Raw genomic sequence first — 19,243 nt, 5'->3', positions numbered from 1 at the left:
GCGCACTCTGTCAATCCACCAGGCCCGAAACCGGAGCGTCACGATGAAATACGATGATAATTACCGCCAGCAGGTGCCCGCCACCAGGCCCCATGACGGCTTCCTGTTTGAGCCTGTAACCGCCAATGCGCGTGCCGGGGAGAAGGAGCAGCATAAAACACCGGCCTCCCCGGGACTGAAACCTTATAAGGATGTGAAATGACCCAGCAGACCACCGGCGCCGTTCAGCGGCTTGCCACCCGGATCGTCTTTTTTATTGCCGGCTACGTCACCGCCACCTGGGCGGTGCTGGTGCCCTACGCGAAGGCCAATACTGGTGTCAACGAGGCCACGCTCGGCTCGCTGCTGCTGTGCCTGGGAATGGGGGCGCTGATTGCGATGCCCCTCACCGGGATGCTGACCAGCCGCTACGGCTGCCGTCGGGTGATTGTCACCGCGCTGGCGATCGTGATGCTCACCACGCCTCTGCTGGCGATCATTCCGGATCCGCGCCTGCTGGCCGCCGCATTGCTGCTGTTCGGCGTGGGCGTAGGGGTGACGGACTGCGCCATGAACATTCAGGCGATCATCGTCGAGCGCGACTCGCCCACGCCGGTGATGTCCGGTTTTCACGGTATGTACAGCGTCGGCGGGATTGCGGGCGCGGGGGCGATGACCCTGCTGCTGACCCTCGGAGCCAGCGCCTTTGCCGCCTGTCTGATCATTATCCTGAGCGTCATTCTGATGCTGGCCGCCAGCCTGAAAGGGCTGCTGCCGTGGGCCAATCCTGCCTCCGGCCCGGCCTTCGCCGTACCGCGCGGCGTGGTGCTGCTGATTGGTGCCATCTGCTTTGCGGTGTTTCTCGCCGAAGGGACGGTGCTGGACTGGAGCGCGGTGTTCCTGACCGAAGTGCGGGGCGTACCGGAGTCGTTGGGCGGGCTGGGCTTCACCTGCTTTGCGGTGGCGATGACCCTTTTCCGCTTAACCGGCGACAAACTGATTGCCCGTACCGGCGCCCTGCGCGCGGTGGTCGGCGGCGCGCTGGTAGCTGCCGTCGGTTTTGCTCTGGTGACCTTTGTCCCGCAGTGGCAGCTGTCGCTGGTCGGTTACGTGCTGGTGGGTGCCGGCTGCGCCAATATCGTGCCGGTGATGTTCTCCGCCGTTGGCCGTCAGACCCGCATGCCGCAGGCGGTTGCCGTCCCGGCCATCACCACGCTGGGCTATCTCGGCGTGCTCGCCGGGCCGGCGATTATCGGCTACGTGGCGCATGCCACCTCGTTAACCCAGGCGTTTATGGTCATTATGGTGCTGATGCTGGTCGTCGCCGCGCTGTCTGTGACCGTCACCGCCAACCAACCCGCCCGCAGCGAGGGATAAGATGAATATTGCACATGTCGCACTCTGGACCCGCAACCTGGACGCCCAGGTTCACTTCTGGGAAACGGTGTTTGGCGCACGCCGCAACGAACGCTACCTGAGTAAAAACCGCCCGGGGTTTGCATCGCACTTTATGACCCTCAGCGACGGGCCGACCATCGAGCTGATGACCGTCCCGGATTTGCCCGATGCCCCCGCCCACCCGGAGTTTATCGGCTGGGCGCATATCGCCCTGAACGTCGGTAGCAAAGCGGATGTGGATCGCATGGCGGAACAGGCGCGGTTAAACAACACGCTGCTGAGCGCCCCACGAATGACCGGAGATGGCTATTATGAGGCGGTGATTGCGGATCCGGATGGGAACCGTATTGAGCTGGTGGGGGAGTGAGTACCCACTGAATACTATCTAAAGTAAAAGCCCCGCAATGCGGGGCTTTTTCGTTTATTTCGTTTGTTGTGCTTTTCGTTTGTTTCGATTACAGTTCTCTATGGTGTACTTTTACTCACCGTAAACATGAAACTCGACACTAGTGGAATACTGAAATGACAAACTCACTTCTGAACAGCCTTACGTTACCGGCTCCAAAGGAGATTGAGGCAGCTGTACGCGGACAAAGGGAGCTTGCTACGTTCCTGTCTACAAAACAGGAAACGCAGAAAATTACGATTCAGGATGCACAGGATGTGACCCATCAAATAGAGCTACCCACATCTTCACTGACGCTTCTGATGAGTATTCTCGGTGAACTTGCTGCGGGCAACGCCGTCCAGGTTGTGCCTGTGCATGCTGAATTAACGACGCAGGAAGCTGCCAACATCCTGAACGTTTCTCGCCCACATATGGTGAAACTTCTCGAGGAAGGCAAGCTACCGTTCCATAAAACTGGCCGTCATCGCCGTATTCTTTTTGCAGACCTGATGAAGTACAAAGATCAGCGTGATGCAGAAAGCATACAAGCACTTCGCGAGCTGGCGGAACAAAGTCAGGAGCTTGGCTTTTACTGATGACACACTCACCCTATCCCGTCGTTCTTGATGCCTGCGTGCTATACCCATCAATGCTGCGGGATCTTCTCATGCACATAGGGAAGACTGGCTTATATCAGCCCAAATGGACTACCCAGATACACGATGAATGGCAGCGAAATCTGCTTATCAACCGCCCTGATATAACCCCAGACCAGCTGAAGCGCACCGAAATGCTAATGAATAAAACCTTCGGTGACGCCTGCGTATCAGGGTATGAGAGCATTATTGATGGCCTTAACCTGCCGGATCAGGATGACAGGCATGTGCTCGCCGCGGCTATTCGTTCGGATTCCGAAGTGATTGTGACCTACAACCTTGTCGATTTTCCTGGCGGAAACCTCGCTGAATTTGATGTCGAAGCGCTTCACCCTGATGAGTTCTTATCAGACCTTTTTGACCTGAACCATGCGCTGGTTCTCGAGGCGGTGAGAATGCAGCGTTCGCATCTGCGTCATCCGCCCCTCACCCCAGACCAATTTTTGCAAGGCCTGCTACAGCTGGGCTTGCCGAAAACAGTGACTGAGCTGGAAAAATATAGAGTAATGATTTAGCCCTCTCTCCGGCATGCGCCTGAACCCACTGCGTTTATCACTCACCGCTTCTCAATTGCCGACAATTTAACCATTTCTGGCCTACGCTTACTCAATGTGAAAAGCGGTTTTGAAAAACCACATATTGCTTTCATATAGTTATCATATTGTTAAATGATAATGAGAATTAATGTGTTAGAGTAGTTGCGTTCGAAGGCTGCCACCATAATCGCTTGAACATCAGGGGGTGGTTTTCACGCTGAGCGAAAATCCTCTCATCTCTGTCAGGCTGAATCATTGGGGCTATTAATGGAACACATTGTTTACGTCGTTGATGATGATCACGCTGTCAGGCGGTCCGTGGTCGGGCTGCTGGAGTCTGCCGGGCTGAACGCCCTCGACTTTTCTTCGGCAGAATCTTTTCTGCAACACACCTTTGAAGATGTGCCCTCCTGCGTGATCCTCGATATGCAGATGCCGACCATCAGCGGGTTTGAGGTGGCGGATGCCCTGAAGGCCGGCGGGCGCGAAATCCCGATTATCTACCTCACCGGCCACGGGACCATTCCCATGTCGGTGAAGGCGATGAAGGGCGGCGCGTACGAGTTTCTTACCAAACCGGTGGCGTCGAACGATCTGATCGACTCCATTGGTGCGGCGCTGAAGCTGGCGGAAGATAACGCCTCGCACCTGCGGGAGCAGTACTCCCTCAAGCAGCGCCATCTCTCCCTCACCCCGCGCGAGCAGCAGGTGTTACAGCTGGCGATCAGCGGCCTGCTGAACAAGCAGATTGCCGCCGAGCTGGGGGTGAGTGAAATCACCGTCAAAGTCCATCGCCGCCGGGTGATGGACAAGATGCAGGCCCGCTCGCTGGCGGATCTGGTCAGGGCCGCCGAGCGCCTGACCTGAAGCCTGCCGTCAGAGTGATTCCTCGCTCGCTGCCAGCGGCAGGGTAAAGGCGAAGATACAGCCGTGCGGCTCGCGATTGCGGGCCGTCAGCTTGCCCCGGTGCCGCTCGATAATGCTGTAGCTGATGGTCAGTCCCACCCCCATCCCCTGGGCTTTGGTGGAGTAGAACGAGTCAAAGATGCGCTCGCTCAGCCCCGGTCCGATGCCGGTACCGCTGTCGGCGATTTCAAAGGTAATCCCCCCGCCCTCCGGGTTCGAGGTCGACAGCAGCAGGGTGCCGGGACGATCCTTGATCTCGGCCATCGCCTCCACCGCGTTCATCACCAGGTTCAGCAGCACCTGCTGGATCTGCACGCTGTCCCCCACGATAAAGCTGTCCGCCGCCGCCAGGGCATAGTTGACGCTGATGCGTCGCTGCTCCAGCTCGCTGCGCGACAGGGTGATAATGTGCCGCACCAGATGGTGCAGATCGATGCGGGCGAAAGCCGGGTCCTGCTTGCGGGTGAGAGATTGCAGGCTACGAATGATCTCCCCTGCCCGCTCGCCCTCGGAGACGATCTCCTCCAGCCCGATGCGGGCCTTATCCAGTCGGGCTGGATCGCGGTTGAGCCAGCGCAGGCTGGCCCCGGCGTTGGAGACAATCGACATCAGCGGCTGGTTGATCTCATGGGCAATCGACGAGGTGAGTTGCCCGACGGTGGTGGCGCGCGAGACGCGGGCCAGCTCCGCCTGCGCCACCCGCATGGCGTCTTCCGCCGTCCGCTGGGTGGTAATGTCGGTGATGATGCCGTAATACTCGTTCACTTCGCTGCCCACCCCCACCGGATCGCCAATCCCCAGAATGGTGCGGGTGGCGCCGTCGGCGCGGATGATGCGGAACTCGGCGCGCATGGTCAGGCCATCGCGCACGCTCTCGGTCACCAGGGTGCTGATGCGCGGGTAGTCATCCTGATGCACAAACGTCAGGAACTCGGCCATCGAGATCATCTTCTGCTGTTCGGGCAGGCCAAGAATACGGGCGTACTCTTCCGACATAAACATCAGATCCTGCTGCAGCTCCCAGCGCCAGCTGCCGGTGTGGCTGATCTGCTCCCCGAGCATCAGCGAGGTCTGGCTGGCCCGTAGCTCTTTCTCAACCCGACGGCGCTGGAGGTTCTCTTCCAGCAGCTCGGCATACAGCCGGGCGGTCTCCAGCGAGATGGCGGCGTGTGCCCCCAGCAGGCTCACCACCCGGGAGTGTTCCACGGTAAAGACTTCCGGCATCAGGCGGTTCTCCAGATAGAGCACCCCCACCAGCCGCGCCTGCTTGAACATCGGGACGCACATCACCGCCGCGCCGGAGGTCACCAGATACGGGTCCTGACTGAAAGGATGGAACTCCTCCGGTTTGCCGGTGTGGATCTCCTGCCCGGTGCGGATCACCGCCGCCAGTACCGTCAGCGGCATGTCGGTGGCCAGCGGCACCTGTTTGCGGATCTGCACCCGCACCCCGTCGGTGGTGGTGCTGGCGCTGGCCTCGATCTCCGGGATGTTGTTGTCATTCACCCGGATCAAAAAGCCGCGCTGGGCCCCGGCCCGCTCCAGCAGGATGGTCATCAGAGTTTCGATCAGCCGCTCGAGGTTGATCTCCTCCGACAGGGCGCGCGAGGCCTTGATCACGCTCTGCAGATCGCGGATCTCCTCGTTGCGGGCAAAGGTCACCGTGTCCCAGGCGTTGGCCTGGCCGGGGGTCAGCAGGTAGGGGAAATCCCGCTCCAGCTGGCGCACTTTAGACTGCGCCCCGGCCCGGCCCCAGGCGGTTATCGCCCCGCGGAAATGGGCATCGGCGGCGGTGGTATAGCCGCAGGCGTGGGCGAAGCGTCCCGCCAGCTCGTGGGCCAGAGCATTGAACGCGTTAAAGCCCCCCTCGCGCGACAGGCGCACCGCCTTCTCGTACTGCTCAAGGGCGATGCTGTTCATGCCGTCGAGCCGCACGATCTCGGCGTAGATCAGCGCCTCTTTATCAGCAAAGGTGCCGGGATTGATCCGCGCCCAGAGAACGATTTTATCGTAATGAAGGTGGATCTGACGGCGCAGATCGGCGGAAAAGGTCTCCGGCGTCAGCTGCTGCGAGAGCGTCAGGGCGCTGTAAAGATGGTAATCCAGGAGATGAATATGGCCCGGCGCGGACCAGGCAAATCGCCCGGCCTGGGCGAGGTTATCCGCCGCCTGCGGGAACTCGCCGCAGGCGAAATGGGCCATCCCGCGGTAGAGCCAGAACCAGAACAGCATGGTGGAGGTCTGCTCCGTGGCCTGCTCTGGCGCGGCAGGCAGCAGGGTTTGCGGCAGTACATCGATGGCGGTCCAGTGGCCGCTCGCCGGGGTGCGCAGGTGCTCCACGTAGTGGCGCTGGATCATCAGGATCGCCTCCACGTCCTGGAAATGGGTTTTGCGCACAAAGGCCAGCCCGCGCTCGATGCTGGTCAGCACCCCGTCGAGATGATCGCCCCGGGTGAGGAAATTGATCACCTGGTGGCAGGCGGCAAAGCAGGCCATCGTCATGTCCCCATGGGTCACGGCGGAGGTGAAGCAGGCTTTGGCGCACTCGATGGCCCAGGAGAGCGGCTGGGTCCAGACGCTGAGCTGATCCAGCGGCAGCAGGGTTTTGGCCTCAAAGGCGTCGAAGCCGTGGCGGTTGACCAGATCCCGCGCCAGGATGCCGTACTGGAACCCGAGACGATACTCGGCGTAACGGTGACCAATCAGCACCCCGAACCAGGCGATCGCCGGGGCGGAGGCGCCGGTAATGCCGTGATCGAGGGTCAGGTGCATCATCCGGCACAGCAGAACGAAATGCAGGCGCGAGCGGGTAAAGCTGGCGAACACGCAGGCGCTGTTGAGCAGGTTCATCACCGCTTCGGTGTCGCCGTCGTTCATCAGCGGCAGCCCGGCAAAGTGGCCCTGCGGGTTATCGCCGACGCGGTTGCACAGGCTGTGCCAGGCCTCATCGCACTCGGCGGCTTCCGGGTAGCGGCTGACGTGAATGCCAAACACCGCCAGCCAGCTCAGGGCCGCCTCCAGCGCCAGCCGGTTGTCGGACTGGCGCATATAAACTTCCGCCAGCAGGTTGGCCGCCCGCGCTTTTTCCGCCAGCCCGCCGGGGGAGTTGAGAATGCGGTCGCACAGCTGGCGGGTGCTGTCGAGATTGCCCAGCGCGAACTGGCACCCGGCCTCCTCGCTGTCGAGGGTGAAATCGCTGGCGCTCTCCGGCAGCGCACCGGCGTTGCCCAGCGCGCGGGCGGTCTGGATATAGCTCAGGGCCGACAGGTAATCCCCCGAACGCCGGGCGCGGCGGGCCGCCAGCAGGCTCAGCTCGCGGAACATCTCCCGCTGGGGCGCAGGCTGAATGCAGTCCAGCGCTGCCGTGACGTGATGCACGGCGCGGAACAGGATCTCGTTGCCCGCCGCCTGACGGGCCGACTCCGCCAGCAGGCTGGCGGTGGTAAGGTGCAGACGGCTGCGCTCGGCGTTATCCAGCAGGGCGAAGGCCGCCTCCTGGACCCGGTCGTGGGTAAAGGCATAGCTGCCGTCGCTGAGGGTCAGCAACTGCGCCGTCACCGCCGGGTGCAGGGCATAGCGGATCTCCGGCACCGACATTGCCACCACGCGGCAGACCATCTCCAGCTCGCCGCTGCCGCCGAGACAGGCGATGCTGCCCAACAGCCGCCGGGTCTCTTCCGGCATCTCCTCCAGCTGCTGCAGCACCAGGGTGACCACGTTTTCGGTGTAGTGCCGGATGCGGATGGCGTGCAGATCGTAGTGCCACTTATCCTGATATTTATTGTGCGTCACCAGCCCGTCATCAACGATGCGGCGAAAGAACTCATGCACAAACAGCGGGTTGCCGCCGGTTTTTTCGTGGATCAGCCCGGCCAGATCGGCGGTGTTCGCCGAGCGGGTATGGAAGATGCTCGCCAGCCAGCGCGAGACCGCCTTCACCGACAGCGGCTCCGGGCGCAGCTCGGTGGTATTGCGCGAGGCCCGGTGCAGGCTGGCCAGTTGATTGTGCAGGACATTGTCCGGCAGCGAGCAGGCATCCCGGTGCGCCACCACCATCAGCAGCGGCACGCTGCCGCCGTGGGTCAGCAGATACTCGAGAATTTGCAGGCTGGCGGGGTCGATCCAGTGGATATCGTCCAGCAGCAGCACCAGCGGGCTGCCCGCGCTGGCGAAGGTGTTGACCAGGGCCAGCACCATGTGGCTGAAGCGCGCCCGGGCATCGATGGAGAAGGTGTCGCTGGAGAAGCGCGGTTTGCTCTCCAGCAGCAGCCGCAGCTCTGGCACCAGGCTGACGGCTAAGGCTTCGTAGCCCTCCAGCTCGCGCGACAGGCGGACCTTCCACTGGACCACCTCCTCCGCCGACAGCCCCAGCAGATGCAGCACCAGGGTACGAAACGCCGAGGTCAGCGCCGCGTAGGGCAGCGTGGGGGAAAACTGATCCACCTTGCCCACCGCCAGCAGCACGCTGCGGTGCTGCAACGCTTTCAGCCCGGAGGCGATCAGCGAAGATTTGCCGATCCCCGACGGGCCGCTGATGGCCACAAATCCGGCGAGCTTATCGCGGCTCACCCGGTCAAAGGCGTGGATCAGATCCGCCGCCTGGGGATGGGCGGTGTAAAGGGTGTCGGTGAGATGAAAGGCCGGAGAGCGATCCTGCAGGCCAGGGGTAAAGGCGGCAATCTCCCCGTCGTCGCTGAGGGTGGCCTGGCAGCGGCGCAGGTCGGCAATCAGGCCATCGACGGTCTGGTAGCGATTCTCCGGTTTTTTTGCCAGCAGTTTGAGGACGATAGCCGACAGCATGGCGGGCACGCCGGGGTACACCGCGTCGGGAGAGCGCGGTTCGGAGGCGATGTGATAGTGCGCCCACTTGCCCTGATCCTCGCCGCTCAGTTCAAACGGCAGGCTGCCGGTGAGCAGTTCGTAGAACACCACCCCCAGGCTGTAGAGATCGCTGCGGCTGTCCACCGCCCGATGGGTGCGGGTGGTGTGCTCCGGCGACATGTAGGCGGGCGTGCCGCCGATGGTTGTCAGCCGCGCCTGCTGTAGCTCTTCTGAGGTGCCGGACGACAGGCCAAAGCCTCCCAGCCGACAGCTGTTGTCATCGTGAATAAAGATATTGCCGGGCTTGATATCCCCGTGCACCAGGTTGCGCAGGTGCATCAGGCGTAAAGGCAGGCTGATGCGGATCGCCAGATCGAGAAAGCTCTGGATACAGGCTATCGGCGCACCGACGATCCTGGTTAGCAGCACAAATGAAAAGGGGGCATAAACCAGTGCAAAGCGCCCGTGGTACTGCGTGCTGGCCACCGGGCGGATAGCCCAGTCGTCACTCAGGTACTCCCGCAGGGCAAACTCGTTGCGCAGCAGGCGCGTTGCGCTGGCCTCTTCTTCATCGCTCACCCCGGTGGCGATGATAAACGACCCGCCGGAACTGGGCAGGCGGGCATTCAGCCAGCAGAGGCTCCCCTCCTGCCCCAGCGGGGTAAAAATGACGTCTTCTTTAAGCACAAAAGCCCGCCCTTCGGATAAATTTCCGGGGGCGGGCCAGAGTGCAGGCAGCGATGTATTGTTCATCCACGTTCCTTATTTTTCTTCATTAATGGTTCTCGTGGGGATGTTTGCAGGTGTTGTCAGGTGGTGAGCGCGCGCTGAATGTGCGCCAGCAGCACATCGACATTAATCGGCTTGCGCAAAAAAGCAACGGCGCCGTGATCAACAGCGTAGCGCTGGATATTGTCATCCGCATGACCGGAGATAAAAATAAGCGGGGGCGGCGAGGTGGCGATAAGGCGCAGTTTGTCGAGCATCTCGAGCCCGGTCATCCCTCGCAGGCGGATGTCGACAATCACCAGCGCCGCGTCTGTCAGCGCGGTGGGGTGGCTGAGAAAACACTCCGCCGAGTCGAAGGCTTCCGTTGCGTACCCCTCCGACTGCAGCAGGTTGCTTAACCCGCTGCGAACAGACCGTTCATCATCAATGATGGCTATGCGCTGCGGCATGCTCTCTTTCCTCAAACGAAACGTGATTAACCCTCGCTACCGTCACCGGGACGGGGTGGAGGCGCAGTGCCGCTGATTTTGGGGACGCATTCATGGCGAAACCAGCTCATCGTCAGCTGACGGCTGAACAGGCGGCGGCCAATCGGGATCAGCTGTTCCCCCACCAGCATGCCAAACAGCCCTAACAGGGCGACAACGGGTGGCGCGGGCGAGTGTACATCAATTGCGGCATAAATCACCCCTGCCAGAATTCCACAGCTCAGCGAAACAACCCAGGCTTTCATGACGAGGCTCCTGTGGAGAGGGTGACGGGCGCTTTTTGCGCGGTGTCATCAGCATGCAGAAAATGGCGGGTGGCCTGTTCGCCTGCCAGCATCCCCAGCAGGCCAATCAGCGCCAGCGCGGGCGGTGCGGGGGAACGGACTTTCAGCAGCGCGTACAGCAGGCCGATTAACACGCCTGCCGCAAGGGAAATTAACCCAGTACTCATGGTGGACTCCAGAGAGGTCAACGGCAGGCCGGATGAGGGCCCAGCCTGCCGCTGAAAACTTAGCGAACCGGAGCCGGAACTGGCGCCAGGGTTTCGTGCTCGCTCTTCTGGCGAGATGGGGCTTTGTGCACCATGGTGTAGGCGTAATCCACGCCCATGCCGTAGGCGCCGGAGTGCTCACGCACGATATCCATCACCGCGTTGTAGGTCTCTTTGTGTGCCCAGTCACGCTGCCACTCCAGCAATACCTGCTGCCAGGTAACCGGGATCACGCCAGCCTGGATCATGCGCTGCATCGCGAAGTCATGGGCTTCTTTCGAGGTGCCGCCGGACGCATCCGCCACCATGTAGATCTCGTAGTCGCCTTCCAGCATTGCGCACAGGGCGAAGGTGTTGTTGCACACTTCAGTCCACAGGCCGGAGACCACCACTTTCTTCTTGCCGTTAGCTTTCAGGGCGTCACGCACTTTCTGGTCATCCCAGGAGTTCATGGAGGTACGCTCAAGAATGTCTTTCCCCGGGAAGACGTCCAGCAGTTCCGGGAAGGTGTTGCCGGAGAAGCTCTGGGTTTCAACGGTGGTGATGATGGTTGGGATGTTGAACACGTTGGCCGCTTTCGCCAGCCCTACCACGTTGTTTTTCAGCACCTGACGGTCGATAGACTGCACGCCAAACGCCATCTGCGGCTGCTGGTCGATGAAGATCATCTGACAGTTATCCGGGGTTAACACTTCGAGTTTTGAGTTAGACATAATGGTATCCAGTGAGGTGAACAAGTGAAATCCGTCGCACGACGCGGCGACGATGCGATACCTGTATCCTGGATGACTCTCCGCGCTGGCGTAATTATCTCTTTGTATAATTAACCTTTCGTATAGTTATACGCAGGTATAGTTATACTTTGGTATAGCTATACCTGCGTATAACTGGTTTTTTCCGGTAACCGGTTCCAATAATCCTGACATTTCCCCTCTCAGTCAGGAGCAGTTATGACTTCCTCTGCTAAAGCAGATTTGATTCTGGTGAATGGCCAGTTTCATACCGTCGATCGTGAAAACCCGCTTGCCGAAGCCGTGGCCGTGCGCGACGGCAAATTCCTTGAAGTGGGCACCGTTGCCGAGGTGATGCAGTACCACGACGACGCTACCAAAGTGGTGGATCTGAAAGGCCACACCGCTATTCCCGGTCTGAACGACTCGCACCTGCACCTGATCCGCGGCGGGCTGAACTACAACCTCGAACTGCGCTGGGAAGGCGTGCCGTCGCTGGCTGACGCCCTGCGGATGCTGAAAGAGCAGGCCCTGCGCACCCCGTCTCCGCAGTGGGTCCGCGTGGTGGGCGGCTGGAACGAGTTTCAGTTTGCCGAGCGCCGGATGCCGACCCTGGACGAGATCAACGCCGCCGCGCCAGATACCCCGGTCTTTATCCTGCACCTGTACGATCGCGCCCTGCTCAACCGCGCGGCGCTGAAGGTGGTGGGTTATACCAAAGATACGCCGAACCCACCGGGTGGTGAGATCCAGCGCGACGCCAACGGCAACCCGACCGGGATGCTGATCGCCCGTCCGAACGCCATGATCCTCTACGCTACCCTCGCCAAAGGGCCAAAACTGCCGCTGGAACAGCAGGTGAACTCCACCCGCCAGTTTATGCGCGAGCTGAACCGTCTGGGCTTGACCAGCGCCATTGATGCGGGCGGCGGTTTCCAGAACTACCCGGAAGACTACGAGGTGATCGCCGAGCTGCACGAGAAAAAGCAGATGACGATCCGCATCGCCTACAACCTGTTTACCCAGCGTCCTGGCCACGAGCTGGAAGATTTCGAGAAGTGGACCGATATGCTCAAGCCGGGCCAGGGCACCGACTTCTTCCGCCATAACGGCGCGGGCGAAATGCTGGTCTTCTCCGCTGCCGACTTCGAAGATTTCCTCGAGCCGCGCCCGGATCTGGCCCCTGGCATGGAGGACGAGCTGGAGCGCGTGGTGCGCCATCTGGTGGAGCACCGCTGGCCGTTCCGCCTGCACGCCACCTACGATGAGTCCATCAGCCGCATGCTGGACGTCTTCGAGAAAGTTAACCGCGAGATCCCGTTCGACGGCCTGCACTGGTTCTTCGACCACGCCGAGACCGTCACCCAGCGCAACATCGACCGCATCAAGGCCCTCGGCGGCGGCATCGCCGTGCAGCACCGCATGGCTTTCCAGGGCGAGTACTTCGCCGAGCGTTACGGGATGGAAGCGGTGCGCCACACGCCACCGGTCACCCGGATGCTGGAGACCGGCGTGCCGGTAGGTCTGGGCACCGACGCTACCCGCGTGGCGAGCTACAACCCGTGGACCGCGCTCTACTGGCTGGTCTCCGGCCGCACCGTAGGCGGGATGCAGATGTACGATCATAGCGCCCGTCTGGATCGCGACACCGCCCTGATGCTCTGGACCCAGGGCAGCGCGTGGTTCTCCAACGAGCAGAGCCAGAAAGGCCAGATCAAAAAAGGCCAGCTCGCGGATCTCGCGGTGCTGAGCAAAGACTTCTTCCGCGTGCCGGAAGAGGAGATCAAAGGCATCGAGTCGGTGCTGACCGTGGTGGATGGCAACATCGTCTACGCCGCAGGCAGCTTCGGCCCGCTGGCCCCGCCATCCATCCCGGTATTGCCGGAGTGGTCGCCGGTGGTCAAGGTACCAGGCCACTACCGCAGCGCGCCACCGCAGGCCACCCGCGTGGGAATGCAGGCTGTGCACCACTGCAGCGGCCCGTGCGGGGTGCATAACCACGGGCATGATTTCGCCCGCAGCGCAGAGATGCCGGTGTCCGACGATAACGCCTTCTGGGGAGCGCTGGGCTGCAGCTGCTTCGCGTTTTAATCATGATGAACTCACACACACAGACCCTGCCCCGGATTGACCTGGGGCTGTTCTTCCTGCGCATCACCGGTAGCCTGCTGCTGCTCTACGTGCATGGCCTGCCGAAGGTGCTGCATTTCAGCGAAGAACTGACGCGGATCGAAGATCCCTTTGGCTTCGGGCCGTATTTCAGCCTGATCCCGGCGATCGTCGCCGAAGTGATCTGCCCGATCCTGATCCTGTTCGGCGTGGCGACCCGGCTGGCCTGCGTACCGATCATCGCCGTGCTGCTGGTGGCGATGCTGGTGGTGCATCCGGGCTGGTCGATTGCTGAAGGCCAGTTTGGCTGGCTGCTGCTGATCATCTTTACGACGCTGGCGATCACCGGCCCCGGCGCGTGGCGGGTACGCTCGCGTGTTACGGAGAGATTCGCATGACCCAGATTACCGACGCGCACGTGGAGCATCCGCCTGCCCCGACGATGTCCACCTGGCAGCCGCTGCACCAGCGGGTATTCCGCATGCTGTGGATCGCCACGGTGGTCTCCAACGTTGGCTCCTGGATGAGCGACGTGGGGGTCAACTGGAGCATGTTGACGCTGAGCGCCGATCCGCTGGATATCGCCCTGGTGCAGGCGGCGAGCAGCCTGCCGATGTTCCTCTTCGCCCTGCCTTCCGGGGTGATGGCGGACATCGTCGACCGGCGTAAATATCTGCTCTTCTCCCAGCTGTGGATGTTTATTGCCGCCGCGGGGCTGGCGGTTCTGAGCTTTACCGGGCAGGTCACGCCGACGGTGCTGCTGGCCGCGGCGTTTCTGCTGAGCGTCGGCAGCGCCATGAGCTCGCCGCCGTTCCAGGCAGTGGTGCCGGATCTGGTGAGCAAGGCGGAGCTGGGCCCGGCGGTAGCGCTGAACTCGCTCGGGGTGAACATCAGTCGCGCCATCGGCCCGGCGCTGGGGGGCTTTTTGCTCTCGCTGGCCGGGCCGTGGATGGTGTTTATGCTCAACGCCCTGTCGGTGTTGGGCGTGGCCTGGGTGCTGTGGCGCTGGAAGCCTGCGGCATCCGTGCAGCGCCTGCCGCCGGAGCACTTCTTCTCGGCGGTGCGCGCCGGGGTGCGCTACGTCCACGCTGCTCCGGTGCTGCGTAACGTCTTGATCCGCACCGTGGCGTTCTTCGTCTTCGCCAGCGCGGGCTGGGCGTTGCTGCCGCTGGTGGCGCGTCGCGAGCTGGGCCTCGGTCCGGCGGGGTACGGCATTATGCTGGCCTGCATCGGGCTGGGGGCGATTGCCGGGGCGGTGCTGCTGCCGCGTCTGCGCCAGCGTCTGAACGCCGACCAGCTGATGGTGGCGGCAAGCCTGGTCTTCGCCCTCACCATGCTGGCTCTGGCCTTTGTGCGCCACTTCTGGCTGCTGAACCTGTTTGAGTTCTTCACCGGCTTTGCGTGGATTGCGGTGCTCTCCACCCTCAACCTGGGGGCGCAGCGCAGCGCCGCACGCTGGGTAAAAGCCCGCGCGCTGGCGGTCTATCTGACGGTCTTTTTCGGCTCGATGACCGCAGGCAGCGCCATATGGGGACAGATTGCCTCGCACGTTAACACCGCCACGTCACTCTGTGTGGCGACGATCGGGATGCTGCTGGCCAGCGCCACGGCGCTGCGCTGGAAGCTGGAGAAAGATCCCAACCTGAACCTCGATACCAGCGGCCTGATTGCCGACGACGCGCGGGAGAGCATCCCCAACGAGCGCGGCCCGGTGCTGGTCTCCTGTGAGTATCTGATTGATCCTGAAGCGGTAAGCGATTTCCTGCAGGCCGTCCACGAGCTGCGCCGGGTGCGCCGCCGCGCGGGCGCCATCAGCTGGGCGGTGTATGAAGATATCGACCAGCCGGGTCTCTATATCGAGACCTTCCTGATGGGATCCTGGGTGGAACACCTGCGCCTGCAGGAGCGTCACACCATGAATGACCACCTGCTGCAAAGCCGCGTGCTGGCTTTTCATCAGGGCGATGCACCCCCGGCGACCCGTTACATGGTGGCGCCGGTTTAAAACCTAAAATAACTTTTTGAGGAAGAGACTATGGCGACGATTAAAGCGAAAGATGGTACTCAGATTTACTACAAAGACTGGGGTGCAGGTAAACCGGTTCTGTTCAGCCACGGCTGGCCGCTGGATGCCGACATGTGGGACAGCCAGCTTAACTATCTGGCTGAGCGCGGTTTCCGTGCCATCGCCTTCGACCGCCGCGGCTTTGGCCGTTCGGATCAGCCGTGGAACGGTTACGACTATGACACTTTTGCGTCCGACATTAATGACCTGATCACCACGCTGGATCTGCGCGACGTGACGCTGGTGGGCTTCTCAATGGGCGGCGGCGACGTGAGCCGTTATATCGGCACTTACGGCACAGAACGCGTGGCGGGCCTGGCGCTGCTGGGTGCGGTAACGCCGATCTTTGGCAAATCCGACTCTTACCCGCAGGGTGTGGATCAGTCTGTTTTCGCCGGTATTCGTGACGGACTGCTGAAAGATCGCGCCCAGTTTATCAGCGATTTCGCCACCCCGTTCTACGGCCTCAACGCCGGGCAGAACGTCTCTGAAGGCGGCCTGACCCAGACCCTGAACATCGCCCTGCTGGCGTCGCTGAAAGGCACCCTCGACTGCGTAACCGCTTTCGCCGAAACCGACTTCCGCCCGGATATGGCGAAAGTCGACGTGCCGACGCTGGTGATCCACGGCAGCAACGACCAGATCGTACCGTTCGAAACCACCGGCAAAGTGGCGGCGGAGCTGATTAGCAAGGCGGAACTGAAGGTGTATGACAACGCACCGCACGGCTTTGCGCTGACCCATCAGGACCAGCTGAACGAAGATCTGCTGACGTTTGTGAAATCGCTGTAAGTTCAGCGCTTAACGCCGGGTGGCGCTACGCTTACCCGGCCTACTTCCGTTTGTAGGCCCGTGCAAGCGCAGCGCCGCCGGGCATCAGGCTGACGTAAAGACCATTCCCGCATAAGGCTTCTGCCGACACGCCGCCAGCCGCGCGGCGAGATCCCCCACGTGCAGTTCCAGCTTATGCCCGTCCGGGTCAAGAAAGTAGAACGACTCCCCTTCGCTTTTGTTCTCTTTCCAGACGGTGACGCCAGCGTCCCTGAGCTTTTGCGTGAAGCTTTCGAAGTGTTCTGGCGCGATGGAGAAGGCGTAGTGGGTGTAGTCGCTGCTCTGCGGCGGGACGAATTTTCGGGTTTCATCATATGACAGGCAGAGCCAGAGATCGCCGCAGGTGAGATACGCCCCGGTGTGCCATTCGGCGTGCTGGCGCAGACCGAGAAGATCGCGCCAGAAAGCGATGCTGGCCGGCAGATTGCTGACGGCGAGGGTCACATGGTTGAGGGCGTGGAGCATGGGGGCTAGTCCTGGATAAGGGTTAATGTCACTTCTTTAGCATGTTTATCGACGTATAAATAGAAACGCCGGGTGGCGCGTAGCGATCCGGCCTACAAAACTCGTAGGCCCGTGCAAGCGAAGCGCCGCCGGGCAATGCCTACTGCCCTCTTTTAGCCCAGGCGGCACGCATAACCGGAATAAACACTGGCGGGATGACGCCCATTTTGGGCAACGGCGTAGCGATCTCCACGCCCGGCGCAACTGCAAACCACTCCGTATTGAAAGGCAGCTTTTGCAGCCGATTAAGATCAAACTTCGTCGGCCAGCTCAGCCCTGCCGTTTCAAGCTGGGTATCGATCACAAACTCGCCTTTATAGACAGGTTCCGTTCGGGATGTGCCGTAGACGATCAGGACGGCATGGAGATCCGGGAAGACATTTAAAATCAGACCGGGGCGCGCTTTTGGCCCCGGATGCCCCAGATCCTCATGTTGAGGAAACTTACACCAGATAATGTCACCGATTGCCGGTAACGGGTTGTAATTATTAATCATAAGCATCCTGCTTATTTAAATAATGGAGAGTCCAGATCGTCCTCGGCAATATCGAGTCCTGACAGTTTCTTGACGGCGGCATGTTGTGCATCGGTCAGCGGGCCATCGTCCTGTTGGTAGGCGGGCAGCACCTCTTTGGCGAGGTTGCGTAACGCCTTATGGACCAACTCGGTCTGGTTCAGGGAAAGCTCAGCCATCAGACGAGCAAAGGTGTCCTCGCTGACGCCAAATTCGTTATCAACGGAACGGAGCTGAAACAGGAATTTTTTCGGCGCGGTACGGGTTGGGGTGGGCATGATTATCCTCTCTTCTTTACAGCTATATGCAAAGTATATAGAGAGGCGAAAAAATGATCCATATAGAATGTATATCCCCTTGCCCTGGCCTGCGGGTGTGAGGGCGCAGGCAGTTTCGCCAGAAGGTAAGCTGATCGACGACTTTTTATTTGTCACCACGCCGCGCACCATCCATACCTGTAATGCCCCCTCTCCGGCGGCGACCTCGGCGATCCCGATTGGTGCCCATATTGTGAGCAAGGTTCAGACCCTGCTCGCCAGTCAGCACAACCCCGGGCGTTCGCTGCGGGCAGCCGGGAGTGTGGAGACCTTACATGCCGCGTTTACCCGTTAATCATTCTGAGACAGGAAGCCATCATGCAACTCAACGATCCCAGCTTATTCCGCCAGCAGGCTTATATAGAAGGAGAGTGGTGCGACGCCACCCGTCAGGAGACGATCGCCGTGACCAACCCGGCGAACGGCGAGACCCTGGGCAGCGTGCCGAAAATGGGCGCCGACGAGACCCGCGAGGCGATTGAGGCCGCGAACCGCGCCCTGCCCGCCTGGCGAGCGCTCACTGCCAAAGAGCGCGCCACTATCCTGCGCCGCTGGTTCGATTTGATGATGGCCAACCAGGACGATCTGGCCCGGCTGATGACCCTCGAGCAGGGCAAACCGCTGGCGGAAGCCAAAGGTGAGATCGGCTATGCCGCCTCCTTTATAGAGTGGTTCGCCGAAGAGGGAAAACGCGTCTACGGGGATACCATTCCGGGCCATCAGGCGGACAAGCGGTTGATCGTGATTAAACAGCCGATTGGCGTGACGGCGGCCATCACCCCGTGGAACTTCCCGGCGGCGATGATCACCCGTAAGGCCGGCCCGGCCCTGGCAGCCGGCTGCACCATGGTGCTCAAACCCGCCAGCCAGACGCCGTTCTCCGCGCTGGCACTGGCCGAACTGGCCCACCGCGCCGGGATCCCGGCAGGCGTGTTCAATGTGGTGACCGGTTCGGCGTCCGATATCGGCAACGAGCTGACCGGCAACCCGCTGGTGCGCAAGCTCTCCTTTACCGGCTCGACCGAGATTGGCCGTCAGCTGATGGCCCAGTGCGCGAAGGACATCAAAAAGGTCTCGCTGGAACTGGGGGGCAACGCGCCCTTTATTGTCTTTGACGATGCCGACCTCGATAAAGCCGTGGAAGGGGCGCTGGCTTCGAAGTTCCGCAACGCCGGGCAGACCTGCGTCTGCGCCAACCGCCTGTACGTGCAGGACGGCGTCTACGACCGCTTTGCCGAAAAACTCCAGCAGGCGGTGGATAAAATGCAGATCGGCGACGGCCTGACCCAGGGCGTGACCATCGGGCCGCTGATCGACAGCAAGGCGGTGGATAAGGTCGAAGAACACATTGCCGACGCGGTGGAGAAAGGCGCGCGGATTATTACCGGCGGATCGCTGCATAAACTCGGCGGCAACTTCTTCCAACCGACTATTCTGGTAGATGTACCCGGTGATGCGAAAGTGGCCAAAGAGGAGACCTTCGGCCCGCTGGCGCCGCTGTTCCGCTTTAAAGATGAAGCCGACGTGATCCATATGGCTAACGACACCGAGTTCGGCCTCGCCGCCTACTTCTATGCCCGCGATTTGAGCCGCGTGTTTCGCGTCGGCGAGGCGCTGGAGTACGGCATCGTCGGGATCAACACCGGGATTATCTCCAACGAAGTCGCCCCGTTCGGCGGCATTAAAGCCTCCGGCCTGGGTCGGGAAGGTTCTAAATACGGCATCGAAGATTACTTAGAAATCAAATATATGTGCATCGGCCTTTAATTCAGGAGCATCCA

The 19,243-nt window shown here is 61.0% G+C and carries 19 protein-coding genes and 1 pseudogene; 12 read left to right on the top strand and 8 right to left on the bottom strand.

Annotated elements, in window-relative coordinates; genetic code table 11:
- The first annotated feature begins 43 nt into the window (after positions 1-43).
- From G7090_RS02920 to G7090_RS02895, 6 genes are all read left to right on the top strand, one after another.
- Positions 44-202 carry a hypothetical protein gene (locus G7090_RS02920; protein ID WP_166181469.1) on the top strand — a complete coding sequence of 53 codons (159 nt, stop codon included), beginning with the start codon at positions 44-46 and terminating at the stop codon, positions 200-202.
- On the top strand, positions 199-1,356 hold the full coding sequence (locus G7090_RS02915; RefSeq protein ID WP_166181468.1) for an MFS transporter: 1,158 nt from the start codon (positions 199-201) through the stop codon (positions 1,354-1,356). Before G7090_RS02920 ends, G7090_RS02915 begins: the two co-directional genes overlap by 4 nt.
- Position 1,357: 1 nt before the next feature.
- The gene (locus G7090_RS02910) at positions 1,358-1,744 is read left to right on the top strand and encodes a VOC family protein (RefSeq protein ID WP_106995645.1); all 387 of its coding nucleotides are present in this window, start codon (positions 1,358-1,360) and stop codon (positions 1,742-1,744) included.
- 155 nt (positions 1,745-1,899) lie between these two features.
- Complete coding sequence (locus G7090_RS02905) at positions 1,900-2,361, top strand: helix-turn-helix domain-containing protein (protein ID WP_106995644.1); 462 nt, start codon at positions 1,900-1,902, stop codon at positions 2,359-2,361.
- A complete protein-coding gene (locus tag G7090_RS02900; RefSeq protein WP_166181467.1) occupies positions 2,361-2,936 on the top strand; it encodes a PIN domain-containing protein in 576 nt (191 codons plus the stop codon). Before G7090_RS02905 ends, G7090_RS02900 begins: the two co-directional genes overlap by 1 nt.
- Positions 2,937-3,224: 288 nt before the next feature.
- The gene (locus G7090_RS02895; RefSeq protein ID WP_106995642.1) at positions 3,225-3,824 is read left to right on the top strand and encodes a response regulator transcription factor; all 600 of its coding nucleotides are present in this window, start codon (positions 3,225-3,227) and stop codon (positions 3,822-3,824) included.
- A gap of 9 nt (positions 3,825-3,833) precedes the next feature.
- Here the strand turns inward: G7090_RS02895 and G7090_RS02890 are convergent, their stop codons facing one another.
- From G7090_RS02890 to G7090_RS02870, 5 genes are read right to left on the bottom strand one after another with little or no spacing between them, the layout of a single operon-like run.
- Entirely contained in the window at positions 3,834-9,437 is a 5,604-nt protein-coding gene (locus tag G7090_RS02890) for an ATP-binding sensor histidine kinase (RefSeq protein ID WP_166181466.1), read from the bottom strand.
- Positions 9,438-9,493: 56 nt separating this feature from the next.
- Positions 9,494-9,862 (bottom strand): response regulator, encoded by a 369-nt coding sequence (locus G7090_RS02885; RefSeq protein WP_166181465.1) that lies wholly within the window; start codon positions 9,860-9,862, stop codon positions 9,494-9,496.
- Between the two features lie 26 nt (positions 9,863-9,888).
- Positions 9,889-10,146, bottom strand: coding sequence for a DUF1427 family protein (locus G7090_RS02880; RefSeq protein ID WP_106995639.1), 258 nt, complete (start codon positions 10,144-10,146; stop codon positions 9,889-9,891).
- On the bottom strand, positions 10,143-10,352 hold the full coding sequence (locus G7090_RS02875) for a DUF1427 family protein (protein ID WP_032616311.1): 210 nt from the start codon (positions 10,350-10,352) through the stop codon (positions 10,143-10,145). Before G7090_RS02875 ends, G7090_RS02880 begins: the two co-directional genes overlap by 4 nt.
- A gap of 59 nt (positions 10,353-10,411) precedes the next feature.
- The gene (locus G7090_RS02870; protein WP_106995638.1) at positions 10,412-11,104 is read right to left on the bottom strand and encodes a hydrolase; all 693 of its coding nucleotides are present in this window, start codon (positions 11,102-11,104) and stop codon (positions 10,412-10,414) included.
- A 237-nt stretch (positions 11,105-11,341) separates the two neighbouring features.
- Here G7090_RS02870 and G7090_RS02865 point away from each other — a divergent pair, with 237 nt between their 5' ends.
- Genes G7090_RS02865 through G7090_RS02850 form a run of 4 tightly spaced genes read left to right on the top strand, consistent with a single transcriptional unit; the run spans position 11,342 to position 16,088 of the window.
- Positions 11,342-13,213 (top strand): amidohydrolase, encoded by a 1,872-nt coding sequence (locus G7090_RS02865; protein WP_106995637.1) that lies wholly within the window; start codon positions 11,342-11,344, stop codon positions 13,211-13,213.
- Between the two features lie 5 nt (positions 13,214-13,218).
- Positions 13,219-13,629, top strand: a complete 411-nt coding sequence (locus tag G7090_RS02860) for a DoxX family protein (protein ID WP_370635197.1) — start codon at positions 13,219-13,221, stop codon at positions 13,627-13,629.
- A complete protein-coding gene (locus tag G7090_RS02855) occupies positions 13,626-15,236 on the top strand; it encodes an MFS transporter (protein WP_106995635.1) in 1,611 nt (536 codons plus the stop codon). Before G7090_RS02860 ends, G7090_RS02855 begins: the two co-directional genes overlap by 4 nt.
- Positions 15,237-15,266: 30 nt before the next feature.
- Positions 15,267-16,088: an alpha/beta fold hydrolase gene (locus tag G7090_RS02850; RefSeq protein ID WP_166181463.1), complete on the top strand. Its 822-nt coding sequence runs from the start codon at positions 15,267-15,269 to the stop codon at positions 16,086-16,088.
- Positions 16,089-16,172: 84 nt separating this feature from the next.
- Here G7090_RS02850 and G7090_RS02845 read toward each other — a convergent pair whose 3' ends face one another.
- The 3 genes from G7090_RS02845 to G7090_RS02835 form a co-directional block, all read right to left on the bottom strand.
- Positions 16,173-16,592, bottom strand: a complete 420-nt coding sequence (locus tag G7090_RS02845; RefSeq protein WP_166181462.1) for a FosA8 family fosfomycin resistance glutathione transferase — start codon at positions 16,590-16,592, stop codon at positions 16,173-16,175.
- A 139-nt stretch (positions 16,593-16,731) separates the two neighbouring features.
- Complete coding sequence (locus tag G7090_RS02840; RefSeq protein WP_207630094.1) at positions 16,732-17,127, bottom strand: hypothetical protein; 396 nt, start codon at positions 17,125-17,127, stop codon at positions 16,732-16,734.
- An 11-nt stretch (positions 17,128-17,138) separates the two neighbouring features.
- Positions 17,139-17,423, bottom strand: coding sequence for a hypothetical protein (locus G7090_RS02835; protein WP_106996114.1), 285 nt, complete (start codon positions 17,421-17,423; stop codon positions 17,139-17,141).
- Between the two features lie 82 nt (positions 17,424-17,505).
- On the opposite strand from G7090_RS02835, the pseudogene G7090_RS02830 reads away from it, so the two are divergent.
- Positions 17,506-17,757, top strand: a pseudogene (locus G7090_RS02830) (L-2-hydroxyglutarate oxidase); the annotation flags it as partial.
- Between the two features lie 23 nt (positions 17,758-17,780).
- Positions 17,781-19,229, top strand: coding sequence for an NADP-dependent succinate-semialdehyde dehydrogenase (gene gabD, locus G7090_RS02825; protein WP_166181460.1), 1,449 nt, complete (start codon positions 17,781-17,783; stop codon positions 19,227-19,229).
- The last annotated feature ends 14 nt before the right edge of the window (positions 19,230-19,243 follow it).

The organism is Leclercia sp. 29361 (genome assembly GCF_011290365.1).
Lineage (GTDB): Bacteria > Pseudomonadota > Gammaproteobacteria > Enterobacterales > Enterobacteriaceae > Enterobacter > Enterobacter tamurae.
Note: the sequence above shows the minus strand (reverse complement) of the source record. Positions and strands in the feature narration are given on the sequence as shown.